Source organism: Aureibaculum algae (genome assembly GCF_006065315.1).
Lineage (GTDB): Bacteria > Bacteroidota > Bacteroidia > Flavobacteriales > Flavobacteriaceae > Aureibaculum > Aureibaculum algae.
The window spans coordinates 2,898,396-2,916,829 of record NZ_CP040749.1; the positions used below are offsets into that span (position 1 = coordinate 2,898,396).

Annotated in this window: 14 protein-coding genes; 9 read left to right on the forward strand and 5 right to left on the reverse strand. The window is 29.9% G+C overall.

The genetic code is table 11. The features are described from left to right. Positions 1 to 130: 130 nt before the first annotated feature. A complete protein-coding gene (locus tag FF125_RS12120) occupies positions 131 to 1,111 on the reverse strand; it encodes a Gfo/Idh/MocA family protein (protein WP_138950011.1) in 981 nt (326 codons plus the stop codon). Positions 1,112 to 1,273: 162 nt separating this feature from the next. Between FF125_RS12120 and FF125_RS12125 the strand changes: the two genes are divergently transcribed. Further along, positions 1,274 to 2,638, forward strand: coding sequence for a PIG-L family deacetylase (locus FF125_RS12125; protein ID WP_138950012.1), 1,365 nt, complete (start codon positions 1,274 to 1,276; stop codon positions 2,636 to 2,638). A gap of 70 nt (positions 2,639 to 2,708) precedes the next feature. On the opposite strand, the gene FF125_RS12130 is transcribed toward FF125_RS12125, so the two are convergent. Then, complete coding sequence (locus tag FF125_RS12130; RefSeq protein WP_138950013.1) at positions 2,709 to 7,019, reverse strand: T9SS type A sorting domain-containing protein; 4,311 nt, start codon at positions 7,017 to 7,019, stop codon at positions 2,709 to 2,711. A 387-nt stretch (positions 7,020 to 7,406) separates the two neighbouring features. Here FF125_RS12130 and FF125_RS12135 point away from each other — a divergent pair, with 387 nt between their 5' ends. Then, positions 7,407 to 8,126, forward strand: a complete 720-nt coding sequence (locus tag FF125_RS12135) for a DUF4369 domain-containing protein (protein ID WP_138950014.1) — start codon at positions 7,407 to 7,409, stop codon at positions 8,124 to 8,126. On the opposite strand, the gene pepE is transcribed toward FF125_RS12135, so the two are convergent. Then, positions 8,123 to 8,824, reverse strand: coding sequence for a dipeptidase PepE (pepE, locus tag FF125_RS12140; protein WP_138950015.1), 702 nt, complete (start codon positions 8,822 to 8,824; stop codon positions 8,123 to 8,125). The two genes, FF125_RS12135 and pepE, sit on opposite strands and share 4 nt — an antisense overlap. Positions 8,825 to 8,968: 144 nt before the next feature. On the opposite strand from pepE, the gene FF125_RS12145 reads away from it, so the two are divergent. From FF125_RS12145 to FF125_RS12165, 5 genes are all read left to right on the forward strand, one after another. Continuing rightward, positions 8,969 to 9,748, forward strand: a complete 780-nt coding sequence (locus FF125_RS12145) for a hypothetical protein (RefSeq protein WP_138950016.1) — start codon at positions 8,969 to 8,971, stop codon at positions 9,746 to 9,748. After that, entirely contained in the window at positions 9,738 to 10,571 is an 834-nt protein-coding gene (locus tag FF125_RS12150; protein ID WP_138950017.1) for a carboxypeptidase-like regulatory domain-containing protein, read from the forward strand. The genes FF125_RS12145 and FF125_RS12150 overlap by 11 nt, the downstream gene beginning before the upstream one ends. 64 nt (positions 10,572 to 10,635) lie before the next feature. Further along, a complete protein-coding gene (locus FF125_RS12155; RefSeq protein WP_138950018.1) occupies positions 10,636 to 11,130 on the forward strand; it encodes a DUF6702 family protein in 495 nt (164 codons plus the stop codon). Between the two features lie 53 nt (positions 11,131 to 11,183). After that, positions 11,184 to 12,611, forward strand: coding sequence for a coiled-coil domain-containing protein (locus FF125_RS12160; protein WP_138950019.1), 1,428 nt, complete (start codon positions 11,184 to 11,186; stop codon positions 12,609 to 12,611). Positions 12,612 to 12,771: 160 nt separating this feature from the next. Next, positions 12,772 to 15,027: a M1 family metallopeptidase gene (locus tag FF125_RS12165; RefSeq protein ID WP_138950020.1), complete on the forward strand. Its 2,256-nt coding sequence runs from the start codon at positions 12,772 to 12,774 to the stop codon at positions 15,025 to 15,027. A gap of 67 nt (positions 15,028 to 15,094) precedes the next feature. Here FF125_RS12165 and FF125_RS12170 read toward each other — a convergent pair whose 3' ends face one another. Together FF125_RS12170 and FF125_RS12175 are read right to left on the reverse strand one after the other, a co-directional pair. Continuing rightward, positions 15,095 to 16,042, reverse strand: coding sequence for a phosphoribosylaminoimidazolesuccinocarboxamide synthase (locus tag FF125_RS12170; protein ID WP_138950021.1), 948 nt, complete (start codon positions 16,040 to 16,042; stop codon positions 15,095 to 15,097). A 30-nt stretch (positions 16,043 to 16,072) separates the two neighbouring features. Next, positions 16,073 to 17,020, reverse strand: a complete 948-nt coding sequence (locus tag FF125_RS12175) for a PhoH family protein (protein ID WP_138950022.1) — start codon at positions 17,018 to 17,020, stop codon at positions 16,073 to 16,075. A 137-nt stretch (positions 17,021 to 17,157) separates the two neighbouring features. On the opposite strand from FF125_RS12175, the gene FF125_RS12180 reads away from it, so the two are divergent. Further along, a complete protein-coding gene (locus tag FF125_RS12180) occupies positions 17,158 to 17,976 on the forward strand; it encodes an SAM hydrolase/SAM-dependent halogenase family protein (protein ID WP_138950023.1) in 819 nt (272 codons plus the stop codon). Positions 17,977 to 18,084: 108 nt separating this feature from the next. Next, the gene (locus tag FF125_RS12185; protein ID WP_138950024.1) at positions 18,085 to 18,369 is read left to right on the forward strand and encodes a putative quinol monooxygenase; all 285 of its coding nucleotides are present in this window, start codon (positions 18,085 to 18,087) and stop codon (positions 18,367 to 18,369) included. The last annotated feature ends 65 nt before the right edge of the window (positions 18,370 to 18,434 follow it).

The window sequence follows — 18,434 nt, forward strand, 5'->3', positions numbered from 1 at the left end:
AAATATATTTGTCATATCCCAAAAAGGAATTTTCGTTATGTTTAAATTCCAACATTAAAGCAAAGAATCTTTAAAAAACATTTTATTATTTACAGCTCAATTAATCAAAATAAAGTATAAATGGTGTAAATTAATATGTATTTCCATTTCTAAAAGGGTGTTTTGCATTTTCTTTTTTTGCAAAAGGATGGTAATCTCCTGTTAGCGGTGAAATTTCAGAATTTCTTATTTTTTGAACAATTTCAATTGATTGTCTGGCGTCTTGTAAGCCAAATCCATTACCATTAAGTATATCTTCGTAACTTTTAGTATGTAATTCTGTAAACCCTCCACTAAACTCAATCTCTTCGCCATCAACTGTAATCGAACGATACGTACGTTGACCTGTTTCTTTAACTTCATCGGGAATAACATTATAATCTATTGACAAGAACCAACGAACTCTAGCTTTTTCAAATTCTAAATAACCAGAAGCCCTATCATGATTATGTAGATGCACTCTATTCTCTTTTACATCACCAAAAACCCAAGATAGCATATCATAAAAATGAACTCCTATATTAGATGCTATTCCTCCAGATTTAGAATCATCTCCTTTCCAAGAAGTGTAATACCAATGTCCTCTTGAGGTTAAATATGTTAAATCTACATCGTAAATTTTATCTTTAGGACCATTCTCTATTTTTCTTTTTAAAGCTATGATACTTTCATGTAATCTTAATTGTAAAATAGAATACACTTTTTTTTGTGTAGCCTTTTCAATATCGGAAAGAGCATCTATATTCCAAGGATTTAATACCAATGGTTTTTCACAAATGGCATGTGCATCTCGTCTCAATGCCATCCTTATGTGAGCATCATGCAAATAATTAGGTGTACAAATACTAACATAATCTAGATTAATATCTCTTTGCCGTTTTAATTTCTCGATATGACGATCAAACCTCTCAAACTCAACAAAAAAGTCTGCATTTGGGAAATAACTGTCCATGATTCCAACAGAATCAAACTTATCGTAAGCCGCAATTAGATTATTTTTAGTATCTTTTATAGCTTTCAAATGTCTCGGAGCAATATATCCTGCTGCTCCTATAAGGGCAAAATTTTTCATAAATTTAAATGTATCAATTTTTAACAAATGTTAAATAAACAATATTCAAAAGTAAAAATAATTTACATCAAAAACGAGTTTAATATAGACTATCTCTTATTTTGATTACTTTTGTTTAAACGTATTTTTAATAATATTATTTTGATTAAAATTGAATTATTAATGAAAAAAAAATATTTTATTCTATCCGTATTTGCTTTAGTTGTTATTGCCTTTATTTTATTTTACGCACATAATAAAAGAATATCAATATATAATTACGATACTACTTTAGATTATAAATATAATTTTGACAATGGCAGTGCACAAATATATAATTTGAAAGTAAAGCATGATTCTATTAAAATACCTATTATTAAAAATAAAAATGTTTCAACATTTTTAAAAGTCAATTTAAAATCAACACTCTTAGGTAAATTTTCTCAGCCAAAAATAAATATTTATTTTAATGATAAAGTAATTTCAGAACATTTTGAAATTGGTTCTAAAGGGGTGCGTTATTTAAATATAAGTGATGTTTTAAATACTAATATTAATACTAATAAAATAAAAATAAATACACAAAACACTAAGTTAATAAATGATGATGTCTCCTTATATGTCTTTAAAAATAGCACTTTAAAAGATAAAAATATTTTGGTTCTTGCACCACATCCTGATGATGCTGAAATTGCGGCTTATGGATTGTATACTACTTATCCAAAAAACACGTATATAGTGACCGTAACCGCGGGTGATGCGGGCGAATTTAAATACGACGAAATATACAAAGACAGTCTAACTCATTATTTACAAAAAGGAAAATTACGCACTTGGAATAGCTTAACTGTGCCTTTGTTAGGTAATATTCAATCTGAAAATATTTTAAATCTAGGTTATTTCAACGAAGCTTTGGCCGCAATGCACGCAAATGATACGGCTTTAGTAAAAACACATTTCACTAAGACTTATGATATTAATTCTTTTCGAAAACAAAATATTAGCAAATTGCTAGATAGTGTTAAAGGAACTTCTCGCTGGATCTCTTTAGTGAATGATTTAACCTTTTTATTAGATACCATCAAGCCCGATATAATTGTCACACCATCCCCAAATTTAGATAGGCATTTAGATCATCAATTTACAACCATCGCGTTATTCGATGCTATAAAAAAAACAGGTATGAATAAAGGTCAATTATTTTTATATACAAACCATTTACCTAAAAGTGAATCTTATCCATATGGTAACATGGGCGAACCTGTAACTCTACCTCCAAATTTTGACACATCTCTTTATTTTGAAAGTATTTACTCTTTCCCCATGCCTTTACGCTTACAGAAAGAGAAGATATTTGCTTTAGATGCGATGAACGATATTAGATTGGATACTGATTACCTCGATTCAAAAAAAACATTTGTTTATGCATTAAAGATATTGAAAAGAAATACAATAGGACCTCAAAACGATTACTTTAGAAGGTCTGTACGTTCTAATGAATTATTTTTTGTAATACCAATAAACAAAATTTCTAAAATAAAGTTTTAATACATTAGTTAAGCTAAAATAATACGTTTTCTAATAAGTTCGTTCTATTTTAGCTTAACTTAATGATAATTTATAAAAGGATAATTTTTTTCGTTTGATTAAAACTATCACTAATCATTTTTATTAAATATATCCCGTTAGATAAATGAGATAAATTAATTTGAGTGAAAATTCCATTTTTATCTGATTTCACTTCACTTCTAAATACGATTTTACCATTAATTGCAGAAACAATTAATTCCACACCTTCTTTTTGCGATGGAATATTAATATTAACCAATCCATCTGTTGGATTCGGATAAATACTATAGTCTACAGATCTTTTGGATGAACAATCCTCAACAGTAACAACAACATCAACAGTCTCTAAATTTCCGTTTTTTTGAGCTGAAACCGTATACGTTGTTGTCGTATTAGGATTGACAGTAATTGCCGTTCCTACATCTCCAGTATTCCATAAATAATTACTACTACCTCTTGCATTTAAGATTAATTCATCTCCTTTACAAATTATAATATCTTCTCCTTCATTAATGGTTAAGGGTATATTTTGAACCGTAACAGTTACATCGTCAGTCCCACTACAACTTGTACCATTACCAACTTCGACTGAATAAACTGTTGTAGCCTCAGGTTGTACTAAAATACTTGCTGTAGTTTCACCAGTACTCCATAAATAGGAATTACCTCCACTTGCCGTTAATGTATAGCTATCACCTGGTTCAATACTAACATCATTACCTGCATCAGCCATAACACTTTCATTTACATAAATTGTTATTTCATCTACAGCATGCGCAGTACAAGCATTACTGCTAGCACTTATAGAATACGTCGTTGTTTCCATCGGTTGTACAGAGATACTTGAGGTTGTAGCTCCAGTACTCCAAAGATAATCTCCGTGGCCTGTAGCTATTAAAGTTACTACTTCACCACTACAAATAGTAAAATCTTCAACCAAACTAACCGAAGCAGCTTTCTGTACATCCACAAAAACTTCATCTGATACAGAGCAATCTCCTTCTGAATTACTTACCCAATAAGTATCAGGTTTAGTAGGACTAACCGTTATACTTTTTGTCGTTTCTCCCGTACTCCATAAATAATTTCCATTTCCATTTGCCGTTAGTGTTACTGTTTCTCCAACACAAATTGATTTATTTTCACCAGCATCTACAATTAATTCTTTGTTAACGTTAACTACTATTTCATCCATTACTGTATCCCCACAAGCTGAGGTCGCACTAACAGAATAGGTTGTTGTTTCTAAAGGATTAACTTTTATAGTTGCTGAAGTTTCTCCTGTACTCCATAGAAAATCGCCATTTCCATGTGCGGTTAAACTTACCTCCTCATCGTAACATATTGTAATATCTTCGCCCAAAGAAACACTTGCCGATTCCGTTACTGTTATTGTAATTTCTTCTGTTTTACTACAAAGTCCATTACCCGCAGTTACAGAATAGGTTTGAGTTTCTGAAGGACTTACATTTATACTACTAGTAGTTTCTCCTGTACTCCATAAAACATCAGAATTACTTTCTGCTGTTAAAACAATATTAGAGCCATTACAAATTTGCATATCTTCTGTCGTGGTTAAGTTTACGATTTCATTCACCTTAACCACTAAAGTGTCAGATACGGAAACAGAAGTATCACCACAATTAATTGTTGATACTACTGAATATTCTGTTGTTACTAGTGGACTTACCGAAATACTTTGTGTGGTTTCACCTGTATTCCATAAAACAACTCCACTTCCTTGGGCATATAATATAACCTCATCTCCCTCGCATATCGTTTTATCATCGCCAAGTGATATTTCTGGATTTTCAACAATTGAAACAATCACTTCATCAGTAACAGAACAATCACCTAAAGTTGCCGTAACAGAATATGTTGTTGTTTCCGATGGTGAAACCTTAATACTTTGAGTCGTTTCTCCCGTGCTCCATAATAAACTACCATTTCCTTGAGCAGTTAATGTCACCTCGCTACTCGCACAAATACCAATATCTTCACCCGCATTTAGGTTTAATTTCTCATTTACATTTATCACTATAGAATCTGTCGCAATAGAATCACAAGCAGTAGATGCTGTAACCGTATAGGTTGTGGTCTCTGAAGGACTTACAGTAATACTCTCGGTTGTTTCACCTGTACTCCATAAAAAATCACCTTCACCAATAGCCGTTAAGGTCACATCTGTACCTTCACATATTGTTTTATCGTCTTCTAAGCTTACAGAGGCAGCTCCATTAACCGTTACTATAACATCATCTGTTCCTACATTATCTCCATTAGTTAAGGTAACGGTATATAATGTTGTCTCTTCAGGACTCACTGAAATGCTATTAGAGGTCTCTCCTGTACTCCACAATACCGTTCCTTCTCCTATTGCTGTTAAAATTGTTGAATTACCTTCACATATCTCAATATCAACACCTGCATTTACTTCAATATAACCTGTAGTATTATTGCCATATTGGTACGCCCCTATGGAGTAAGCACCTTTACGAACTTTCTTTTCGATATCAAATTTGACTTCTGGTACTATTAATCCACCCTCCCTAATTTCTTCGGGAGATTCTGGGCTTAAACGCAAGTCATTTTCACCCAAATACTTAGGGTCAAGCTTGGTATTACCACTACCTTGGGGAACCCCCCAACTATTCCAGAAGTTTGAGTTTTCAAAAATCAAACCAGATAACGTCGAGTTATTACCATAAGTAGCAACCGCTCCTGATATATTCGAAATATTACAATTAATAATTTCTAAATTTTGTACATTGGAATATATATTCCTAAAGAAATACTTACTATTATCAAAAGTACAATTTAGTATCATGTTATTTTTTAGCAAAGAAATTGTGTTACTTGGGTTTTGACTTTGTACATAAATGGAGTATTTTGTATTTTTAAAAACACTATTTCTAATAATATTATCATGCCCAATTGTATTGTCCTTTATATTACCCTCTTCTGCATTGTCAAAAAAACCAATCCCAAAATCTACATTTTCTACTATGGCTCTTTCAATTATATTAAAATTTGAGCCTCCCCAAATCCAAACTCCCCCGCGATCTTCATAACTTGAAGCTCCGTTATTACCTACATACACATCTTTTATGACATTGTACTCACACCCATAATTCCTAATATAGAAAGCTTCTTGTAAATTAAATGCCTTACTTTTTTCAATTAAATTATAAGTGTTATTTAAATTTGAAGAACCTCTAACTCCAATTCCGTGTGTACTTCCGTTCGATTCAGTATTGTTGAAATTTTCAGCATAACAATTTCTGACAATATTATTATGCCCATTTACACTTATATGATAATCTGCTCTTGCATATTGCCCTGTTCTATCATTATAGGACTTAGTTCCATCAATTAGGTTATTTCCATCACCAAACATTGTAAAACCAGCCATTGAAGAATTTACATTTCTACAATCTAAAACTTTCATATTATTATTCGATGTCCATGGTCTTTCTCCTGAACCCGAAGAATATGTTGTAAATGCAATAAAAGATGCATTTATATCATTTCCTGTTTTTAAATCTTTTCCAAATGTATGGCCATTTATTCTTTGGAAAACTAAATTGCTATTTTTTGAATTATTTCCTCTAATGCCAAATTGATAATTTTTAATTTGCATGTTCCTAAACACAACAAAATTAGCCCCCCTTAATTGAATGGCATGTCCATTTGAAGCCGACTGCCCCGTTAATGTTGGCATTTCACTTGTGCTCCAAGTTTTACCATAATCGTAATAATTTTTAGTAATATCTCCAGGTGAGTTTTTATATCCGATAAATTTTAAAGGACTAACTGCTGTTCCATCATTGTAGAGTGACAAATTTTGATTGCCATAATTTCCTGCTTTTATCCATACCGTAATTCCAGCATTTGCTTTGTCAAACGCTTCCTCCAAGGTCCAAGAAGAACTTTCAGACTTTCCGTCTCCACCTCCAGAGGCAAAAGTAGTAACATACCTATCGTCATTTGCTTCTGGTTCAGGGATATTATTCTTAATATATGATAAGGTAAATTCAATAAGACCATTATTACTACTATCTGATATATCACTACCTCCTTCGTATCTAATTGTATTATTATCCCAAAAGGTAAATTTATTGGAAACGGTTATATAATGATTCGACAATTGTCCTTCACTAATTGTAATTCCAGTAATTGATTTATTACTGATTGTAAAACCAACAGTATTACTACCTGAAATAGGTTTGTCACTATCAAAATATACCTTGTCAGGTTCAGATGAGTCTATTCTAAAATTAAAAATTGTGGGTGGTGTATTAGCGAATAAAATATTAGTAAGGAATACAATACTAATATATAAAAGTAATTTTTTCGTCATAGTTTTTTGTTACAGATTAATTATTTTTAAATAATTATCAGCAATATCTCTTTTTCAATAAGACATAATTTTTCTAATTCATTGAATTAAAATTCAAATCACAGGGAGGATATAGAATAAATATTTTCTTAATTCTTTTCTTAGCAGAAATTACTTAACGCAACATTATTAATAAAATTGTATTCAGTTTAAAAAACTTCTTAATCCCTTTAAAATTGAACTGCCGCGAACGTAGTTTTGAATTCTAAAGGAATTCTGAAGTTGTGTTTGAAATAGTCCATATTGTTTAAAAAGGTTCTTTTTTGTTGATAAGTTTGATTGAATTTAGAGCACTTAAATTAAGAGTAGTATTTTTGTGCAAAATAATAAATTACTTAACAGTTATTCATGAAATATTTGATATTAATTATCATTCTTACATGTTCACTTTTTTCTTGTGATAAAAACTATATTAATAATGAAGAAAATAGTTTTTACATTTTTGGCAAGTTTGATACTATTTCTGACAGTACAAAAGTATTTTTAAAAATTCAAGAATCAAATAAAATTATTCCAATTGACACCGTTTACATTATAAATAACGCCTTTCAATTTAACGGTGAAATAACTAAACCTGAAGTTTTTGGTATTTATATAGATAATATAAAAGGTTCAATTGGCCTATTTATTCAAAATGATAGTGTTTTTATAGATGTAGATAAAAATAGGTTAAGTAACTCTATTATTAAAGGTTCTGAATTGAATGATGACTATTTAGATTTTGTAAAAAAATCAAATGAAATAATTTCAAGAACCAATTATCTATTCCCACTTTTCCAAAAAGCGAGAACCGAAAATGATTTTAAAAGTTTAAATGAAATCAATAAAAAAATGGAAGCAATCCATCAAGAGAATATATCTTTTGTATTAAATTACGCAAAAGACAATTCAGATTCTTATATCGCTGCTTTTGCATTAAAAACATTATTAAGGGATAAATCTATTTCTGTAGATACCATTGCGTCAATTTATAATAATTTTTCGCACGACGTTAAAAAGGGAGATTTCGCGATAGAAATATTATTATATCTAGAAAGTCAAGAAGCATTAAACAACATTGACAATTAAATAACAATTGGATGATTAGTTTCAATCTCAATTGGTTCTTTATCTTTCACAAACCATCTCGCAGTTAAACCTCCCTTTAATACAACTTCATTTCCATCAACTTGTAACCAACTCCCCTCTCTTAAGCCAATAACAGGAATTTTATTATAGGTATGAAATTCTTTTATCCTTGTTTCTCTAGTTTCTCCTTTGTGCTTTGAAGTTGGATCTGGATCTAAGTAATGGGCATTAATATTTAAAGGAATACATCCTAAAGTTTTATAACTTGGTGGATATACTATTGGCATATCATTAGTCATCTGCATCGTTAAACTTGCAATATTGCTCCCTGCACTTGTACCTAAATAGGGCGTTCCATTATCAATAGTGTTTTTTAAAACCTCAATCAGATCTTGGTTATATAATTCATTAACCAATACAAAAGTATTGCCACCACCTACAAAAATTCCATCTGCCTTTTCAATTGCTTTTTGTTTGTCATTAAAAGTATGTATACCAACAACATTAATATCAATCTTTTTAAAAGCTTCTGAAACTATTTTAGTATATGCCTCATAGCTAATGCCACTGGGTCTTGCATAAGGAACGAATAAAAGGTTTTTATGACCTTTAAAAAAGGATTTCAATGTTGGTAATAGATATTCAAGATACCCACTCCCATAAATTGTTGATGTACTTGCTAAGATTAATTTTTTCATAAAATAAAATTTCCGCTATCTTAAATATTGGTAACATGATTTATTAATTAAACGCTCCATTATTGACCAAAAATAGGAATCTTTAACAAAAATTTACAATTGATTTAATATTTATTTGGCAATTCATAGATTTAATTTGTAGAAATGGAAAAATCAACCTACCTATTTCTATTTCTACTCTATTCCATAAGTGTTACTTCTCAGGAAGACCGTACACTTCTTTATGGTAGTATTATAAGTGATGAAAAAGATTTAAAAAATCTACATGTCATAAATAAAACATCCCAAAAAGGTACCATTACAAATTCAGAAGGTCTGTTTTCAATTTTAGCAAAACCTATGGACACTTTATTCTTTAGGGGAATTCAGTTTATTAGTAAAGAAGTTGTAATTTCAAAAAAAAACATAAACAACAACTCTATTCAAGTTGAATTGATAATCAAAACAAACGAACTAAAAGAAGTTTATCTTAGAAAACGAGAGAATATGGCAAGGGCATTAAACTTGCCCAATGCCGGCAAAGAACCTCTTAAAGGTATTGACCGAAAATTAGCGTATTACAGTCAAGAAAAAACACATGTTGTTATCTTAAAAACATTATTAGGTCAAGCAGGTGGTATTGATAATATTTATAATATAATTTCTGGTAATAGAAAAAAACATCGCAAACTCAAAAAACTTATTGAAGATGATAAGTTACTAGAACGTAACAAGCTCTTATATAAAGAAATAAGGACTCACTTTAAAGATGATTTTTTCATTTATACGTTAAAAATTCCAAGTAAAAAAATTGATGATTTTATAAAATTCTGTGTACCAAAAAACATTATAAATTTATTTCATAAAAAAAGTTACCTACAAGTTATTGATATCTTTTTTAAACAAAGTAAATTGTATTTAAAGAAATTGCAACATGAAGAATAACACTTTTTTCTACATTATATTTTTGTTAAGCAGTGTTGGCTTTGCTCAGCAAGAAAGAATTACCATTTATGGAAACATTAAAAGTGATGGTGCAGAACTTGAAAATATACATATACTTAATAAAAATTCAAAAAAAGGAAGCATAACCAATTCTAAAGGTGAATTTACTATAGAAACTAAAGAAAAGGACACCTTAGTCATTACTGGTATTCAATTTTATTATTTAGAGATCCCAATTACAAATAATCATATTAGCAATAAATTACTGAGTGTAGATTTATTTCAGAAAACCAATGAATTGGATGAAGTCGAAATTAAACATAACCTTACAGCAAATATGACTGTTGATTCCGATGAAATCAAAATTGCAAAAAATGTGAAAGATGGAGTTCTTGATTTTTCAAAAATAGACCTAAATATGGTCGATGTTAAAATGGACGCATCCTCCAGAAGTAGAACTTCAAGTGATGATCAATTAATGCCTAACATGAACCCAAATCTTATCGCGATAGCGACTTTATTATTTAAACCAATTGTAAAGGAGCTCTCAAAAATTGGTGCAACAAAAAGGAATATTAAAAAATTAGATAGACGTTATACCAATGAAGTAATTGCTGCCCCTGAAAATATCAGACTTGATTTTGGAGATGTTTTCTTTACAGAAACGTTGAAGATACCAACAAGTCATATAGAGGAATTTATAGCTACTTGCTCACCAAAAGGCATAGCAAGATTATATGCAGATGATAAAAAAATTGAAATTATTGATATACTAATATCGGAAAGTAAAATTTATCTCGAAAAAATTAAAACGAAGAATTAATTTAATAAAACTGCTATTTTTAAATAGATTTGTACCTTATTCAACCTAGTAATTAATCAGTCTTATGAACAAATCAAAAGTTTTTCTATTATTCCTACTCCCATTTTTAGCTTTTTCTGTACATAAATATTATATCAGTCTGATTAAAGTAGATTTTAAACCACAAAACGAAAGTGTTCAAATTACCATGAGAATTTTTATTGATGATCTTCAAGAAGTTCTCAATAAAACAAACAACATTTCTATAGAATTAGGAGTAAAAGATGAATCTAAAGAATATAATAGTCTTATTTCTAAATATATAAAAGATAATTTTAAAATTAAAATTGATTCTAAACTTTATCCCTTTCAATATTTGGGTAAAGAATATGAAAATGACATTGTTTATATATATTTAGAACTCTCAAGTATTAAATCAATTCATAGCATAGAAATATCTGATACCATGCTCATGGAATATTTTCCTTCTCAAAAAAATATCATTAAAATAAATGTTAATGATGTTAAAAAAACTTTTTTCCTTACAGAAGATGCTCCAAAGGATATTCTCAATTTTTAAATGGCACAATCTTTAGTTATATTTGTAAAAAGAAAAATTGCTATAAAAAATCTATGAAGAAACTTTACTCTGTACTCTTACTTTTCAATATTTATTTTGGTTATTGCCAAAACGATACTATTTACGACTCAAAATCGGAATTAAAAATAAAATTGGCAAAAATTGAATCTGATAAAGAGGTAAGGATTAAAGCCAAATTACACACTGCCGATTCATTAAGAACAGCATTAAAAAAAGAGAGACAGCTAGCCAAAGAAAATGCAATTTTATCTAGGAGAGAGCGAAAAGATAAAAGAAAATTAGAAAAAGCAGAAGAATTAGCAATATTAGAATTACGAGCGGATTCCATTATAGTTGAAAAAAATAAAAAAACGTTGACATTACAGCAACTAGCGGTTGAAAAACAAAAAGAAAAAGTAAATAATCTTATTACAAAGTTAGAAGATAAGAATGTTTTAATATTAGAAAATAAAGAAATATTAGCTAGAAATGAACAAGAAAGAGAATTAGCTTTTTCAAATAAGATAGAAATAAAAGAGCAAATGGCAGTTGAAAACGCTACAATAATCTCTAGTAAATTGAATCAAAATGAGCAGCTTTTAATTGATAACATCCAAAATAAGGAATTTGAAAAAAAATCAAACCAACTCCAAGTTTTAAGCAAGCTAGAAGACAGAGAACAGTTAATAAAAACGCAAGTTGACTTAAAAAAACAAATTCAATTTGAAAATAACATAGTACTTACTCAAAAGGAAATTGAAGAAAAACAAGAGATAATTGATCGTATTGATTTTAAAGAACAATCAAAAGCAAGAAACTCAATGATTATTAATGATAAAATTAATCAGAATGAACAATTGGCTCTTGAAATTTTTGAAATCAAAAAGAAAATTAGCGATCATAATAGAGAAGCTGTTTTAGATAAATTAGATAAAAGAGAAAAAGAAATAATACAGCAGGTAGAACAAAAAGACGAAAGAGCTATTCAAAATGATAAATTAATGGCGGAAAAGGAAGCAAAAGAACAACAAGCTATTATGGATCGTATTGATTCCAAAGAGCATTCAAAAGCTATGAATTCGGCCATTATTTCTGATAAAATTAAAGAGAATGAACAATTAGCTCATGAGATTATTGAAATTAAAGAAAAAATAAAAATAGCAAATCAATTAGCTATTTTAGATAAATCAGAACAAAACGAACAAGAACTAGCAGCTCTTTATATTCAAAAAAATAAAAACAGAAAGCTACAGCAACAATTGTATATGTCTGATCTAAAACTTGAACAAAAGACAAAAAGAGATGAATACATAGCAAAAAAATTAGAAACATCTTTTAGACAGAAAGAAATACAATCGATAAAAAAATCACGAATAATTAAATCTATTGCAGATAGAGAAAAAAGAAGGGAAGCTGAAAGTAAAAAGGATTTAAACAATACTGAAAAATTCCAAGGACAAGTTAAAAAAGTTACCAATTAAAGTCTTTTATTAGTTGCCAAATACCTACACTTTAAATATTTCCTACCATTTAAAAAATTTAATTTTATAAAAAATTGTTAAACTTTAACAATTGAACCAACAATAAAATCAAATGAATTAAATTGCTCCATATTTTTAAAACAACTAACCCATTTATTTAATGAAAAAAATTACATTATCCATTTTATCAGTTCTGTTTATTTTGACCACAGTGATTGGTCAAGAATCAGAAAAAAAAGAAAGAAAACCTGGCCACGTAGATATAAGTAAATTTAGACAACTTAAGGAAGAATTACCAACACCAAATGACCAGCATACAGCTTCTGGAGCACCTGGGCATTCTTATACACAGCAGCAGGTAGATTATGTCATGAATATTACTATTGATGATGAAACTCAAAAACTATATGGGGATGAAGCAATCACCTATCACAATAATTCTAAAGATGCTTTAGAATATCTTTGGATTCAATTAGATCAGAACATGAGAGCTCCTGATTCTAAGACTCCTGATGTTCAAGAAACGAATATGCGTAATACTTTTGCGTCTGCCCAAAAATTCACCAAAGATAATTTGGAACCATCATTTCCTGGAGGGTTCCATTTAGATTATGTAAAAGACAATAACAATAAAGATTTGTCTTATATGGTAAATAGTACAATGATGCGTATAAATTTACCTAAACCTTTAGCCTCAGGTGAAACTTTTGAATTCAAAATAAAGTGGTGGTATCAAATAAATAATTATTTTATAGATGGAGGTAGATCTGGTTATGAGCATTTTGAAAAAGATGATAATAATTTATATGTTATTGCTCAATTTTTTCCACGTTTAGCAGTGTATAACAATGTAGAAGGATGGCAAAATATGCAGTTTTGGGGACGTAGTGAATTTGCCTTAGAATTTGGAAATTATACTGTAAACATTACAGTACCTGAAGATCATATTGTAGCATCAACTGGAGTACTTCAGAATCCAAAAGATGTACTTACTAAAGATCAACAAAAACGTTTAGACAACGCCAAAAAATCATTTGACAACCCTGTTATTATCGCTACACAGAAAGAAGCAGAAAAAGCGGAAAAAAAGAAAGCTAAAAAAACAAAAACTTGGAAATTTTATGCGGAAAATGTAAGAGATTTTGGTATTTCAACTTCTCGTAAATTCATCTGGGATGCTATGGCGGTTGATATAAATGGAAAAACGGTTATGGCATATTCTTATTACCCAAAAGAAGGAAACCCTTTATGGGAGAAACATTCAACCAGAGTGGTAGCAAATACATTAAAAGAATATTCTAAATATACCTTTGATTATCCGTATCATAAAGCTATTTCAATAAGTGCTGCACGTCAAGGAATGGAGTATCCACAAATTTGTTGGAATTATGGTCGCCCGAAAGAAGATGGCACTTATTCAGACAGAGTTAGAGATGGAATGATTGGTGTTATTACTCACGAAGTGGGGCATAACTTTTTCCCGATGATTGTTAATTCTGATGAACGCCAATGGACATGGATGGATGAAGGTATTAATTCTTTTGTAGAAATACTAGCTGAGTATAAATATGACCCAAACTTCAAAACACGTAGTTTACCAAAAGACCTTGTTAGGTATATGAGTATTGATCAAGATCGATTATCTCCAATAATGAGTCAAGGAGATCATGTTTATAATTTCGGTCCAAATGCATATGCCAAACCGGCTGCCGGTTTATGGATGCTGAGAAGTACCATAATGGGTCCTGAATTATTTGACTATGCTTTTAGAACCTATTCAAAACGATGGATGTTTAAACACCCTACACCTGCTGATTTCTTTAGAACAATGGAAGATGCGTCAGCCATGGACTTAGATTGGTTTTGGAGAGGATGGTTTTATACTACTGATTATAATGATGTAGGAATTAAAGAAGTTAAAAAATATTATTTATCAAATGAAGGAAGTGAAGAAGATACAGCGAAAGCCACTAGATATGGTTTAAACCCTGATGAATTGGTATACTTTATTGCTGAAAATGACTTGAAGGATAAAAGTAAAGCTAAAAAAGCGAAAGATATAACCGCAATTAATAGTTACTTAAAAAATCTTTCTAAGGAAGAAAAAAAGAATTTAAATATTGCTCCAAATTATTTTTACGAGGTTACTTTTGAAAAGCCGGGAGGCCTTGTATTACCTTTGATTGTTGAGCTTACATATGAAGATGGTAGCAAGTTTAGAAAGCAATTTCCTGCTGAAATATGGAGTAAAAAAGACAATGGAGTAAAAAGAATTTTTGCCAGTTCAAAACAAATCACTAATATTGTAGTCGATCCAGACTTAGAAACTGCAGATATAGATATAACCAACAATAGTTGGCCTAAAAAAATTGAAAATAACCAATTTGAACAATTCAAGGACAAATTGAAAAATTAGTGTTTTTAAATTTAGAGTTTTTTGTTAAATGCCCTAATCACCAATGATTAGGGCATTTTAATTTTACTTAATACTGTAAATAAGTATTAATATTTTGCTCAATTCTATTCAAAATATCAGAAGTATCAGATTTTTGAAACTTTTCACCTGTAATATTCTCGTAAAGTTCTATATAACGTTCAGAAATTTCTAATACCTTCTCATCTGACATTTCAGGGACAACCTGACCATCCAAACCTTGAAATTTATTTGCAATTAACCACTGTCTAACAAACTCCTTAGACAATTGTTTTTGATCTTCTCCTCTATCTTGCCTTTCCTGATAACCATCAGCATAAAAATAACGCGAAGAATCTGGTGTATGAATTTCGTCTATTAAAACAATTTTACCATCCATCGTCTTTCCAAATTCATATTTAGTATCTACTAAAATTAAACCACGTTTTACAGCAATTTCAGTTCCCCTAGCAAAAAGTGCTTTTGTATATTTTTCCAATACCAAATAATCCGCTTCGCTCACAATACCCTTCGCTATAATATCTTCTCTAGAAATATCTTCATCATGATCTCCTTCTTCAGCCTTAGTGGCAGGTGTTATAATTGGTTCTGAAAATTTATCATTTTCCTTCATTCCATCTGGCATCACTACACCACAAAGTATTCTCCTACCAACCTTATACTCTCTTGCAGCATGACCAGACATATAACCTCTAATAACCATTTCTACTTTGAATGGTGTACATAAATGACCAATAGCCACATTAGGATCGGGTGTAGCGATTAACCAATTAGGTACAATATCAGCCGTTGCTTCCATCATTTTAGTAGCAATCTGATTTAATATCTGACCTTTAAACGGTATTTGCTTAGGTAAAACAACGTCAAAGGCAGAAAGTCTATCTGTGGCAACCATTATTAAAAGTTTATCATCAATATTATAAACTTCACGTACTTTACCGCGGTAAACCGCTTTTTGATTTGGAAAATTAAAATTTGTATGATTTATAGTATTCATTTTAAGTGTCTTTAATGCGTAAAATAGGATTTACTCTACTTCTATTCCTTTATATGCTGTTATTATTTCTTTCACTAATCGATGTCTTATTACATCTTTATCATCAAGATGTATTATACTTATCCCTTTTATGTCTTTTAAGGCTAATAACGATTCCTTTAAGCCAGATACTTGCCTTTTCGGTAAATCTATTTGTCCTGGATCACCAGTAATTATAAATTTGGCATTTTTACCCATTCTTGTTAAGAACATTTTCATTTGAGCATGGGTAGTATTTTGTGCTTCATCTAATATTACAAAGGCGTTATCTAATGTTCTACCTCTCATAAAAGCTAAGGGTGCTATTTGAATTACACCGCTTAAAATATAAGTTTCTAGTTTTTCATAAGGAATCATATCACGCAAAGCATCATAAAGAGGTTGCATATATGGATCTAATTTCTCCTTTAAATCACCCGGTAAAAAACCTAAGTTTTCTCCAGACTCCACAGCCGGTCGGGTTAAAATAATACGTTTAACCTCCCTATTCTTTAAGGCATTTACCGCCAAAGCTACAGCCGTATACGTTTTCCCTGTACCTGCAGGTCCAACCGCAAAAAGCATATCATTCTTTTTCATATCAACGACCATTTTACGTTGATTTTCAGTTTGAGGTTTTATTAATTTCCCTCCCACACCATGCACCAATACTTCATTGTCTTTCTCTGAACTTTTTTGAGTGTTACCATTTGAAGTAAGTAATTGCTCAATACTATTCTCATCGAGCTTATTATATTTATCAAAATATTTTATAAGCATTTCAAGACGTTTTTCAAACTCGTCTAACAATTCCTTTTCACCAAAAATTTTAATTTTATTACCTCTAGCAATTATCTTAAGTTTAGGAAAGTATTTTTTAAGTTGTTCTATATTGCTATTATGTGTGCCAAAAAAATCTTTTGGACTAATTTCTGTTAATTCAATTATTCTTTCGTTCAAATGAATATTTTTTATAATTATAATAAAACTGCTTAAAAATTATGTGGTAATCAATTAGATATTGATTAGCTTTGCAATACAAATTTAACAATTAAATAGGTTATTAATCACTCTCTTTTTCAATAAGTAATCAACAAATGTCTTTGATAACATTAACTACTGATTTTGGAACGAAAGATCACTTTATTGGTGCTATAAAAGGTGCTATTTATAATGAGCTAAGTGATGCGAGAGTTGTTGATATTTCTCATCAAATCACCCCTTTTAACATTACAGAAACTGCCTATATTCTTAAAAATGCCTATAAGAATTTTCCGAAAGGGAGCATTCATATTATAGATGTTGATTCTGAACTTAGTGTTGAAAACAAACATATTGCCATATTTTTAGATGATCATTATTTTATCTGTGCTGATAATGGAATTATTTCGATGATTGCCTCAGAAATTAATCCTGATAAAATGGTTGAGATTACAATACACAATACGCTTACCAGCTATTCTGCTTTTGTAAAAGTAGCTTGTCACATTGCAAGAGGTGGCACATTAGAAGTTATAGGAAAACCTATTAGTGAGTTTAAGCAATTAAACGAAGTTTATCCATTTATAAACAAAGAGAACGATAAAATTGTTGGAACCATTATTTATATAGACAACTATGGCAATGTTATTTCTAACATTACCAAAAAACTATTTAATGAAGTAGGTAAAAATAGGCCATTTGAGGTAAGTGCGAGACATTACAAATTTAAAAAGGTATTTTTGAAATACAATGAACTAATAAACTTTGAATTACCTCCTGGAAAAAGACAATATGATGGTGAAAAATTGGCCATTTTTAATGCTGCTGATTATTTAGAAATTGCTATTTATAAAAGTAATTTAAAATCCGTTGGAGGTGCCTCTACCCTTTTGGGCTTAGGTTATAGAGACTCTATTACTGTAAAGTTTTTGTAGGATTGGTATTTATTTTAATTTTATCGTAATAAAACCATCGTATTTTGTCTTCACAATTCTAGCAAAAATCACAATAAATCAAGGATATAATTATCATTAATTTCAATTATGTTAATAAGAATAGTAAAACTGAGTTTTGAGGAAGAAAAAATTAGTGAATTCTTAAGTACTTTTAACGCCCATAAAGAACAAATCAAAAATTTTAAGGGATGTACTCATTTAGAATTACTAAGAGATAAAAATAAGAGCAATATTTTTTTCACATATAGTTATTGGAATAATGAGCAAGACTTAGAGAATTATAGAAATTCTGATTTATTTAATAATGTTTGGTCACAAACTAAAGTTTTATTTAATAATAGACCAGAAGCGTGGAGTGTTGAAAGACAATGAACGTTTTTCTATAACATTCTAGAATAATTATAGAAGTGAACAGAGAAAACGAACAAAAATTAAAG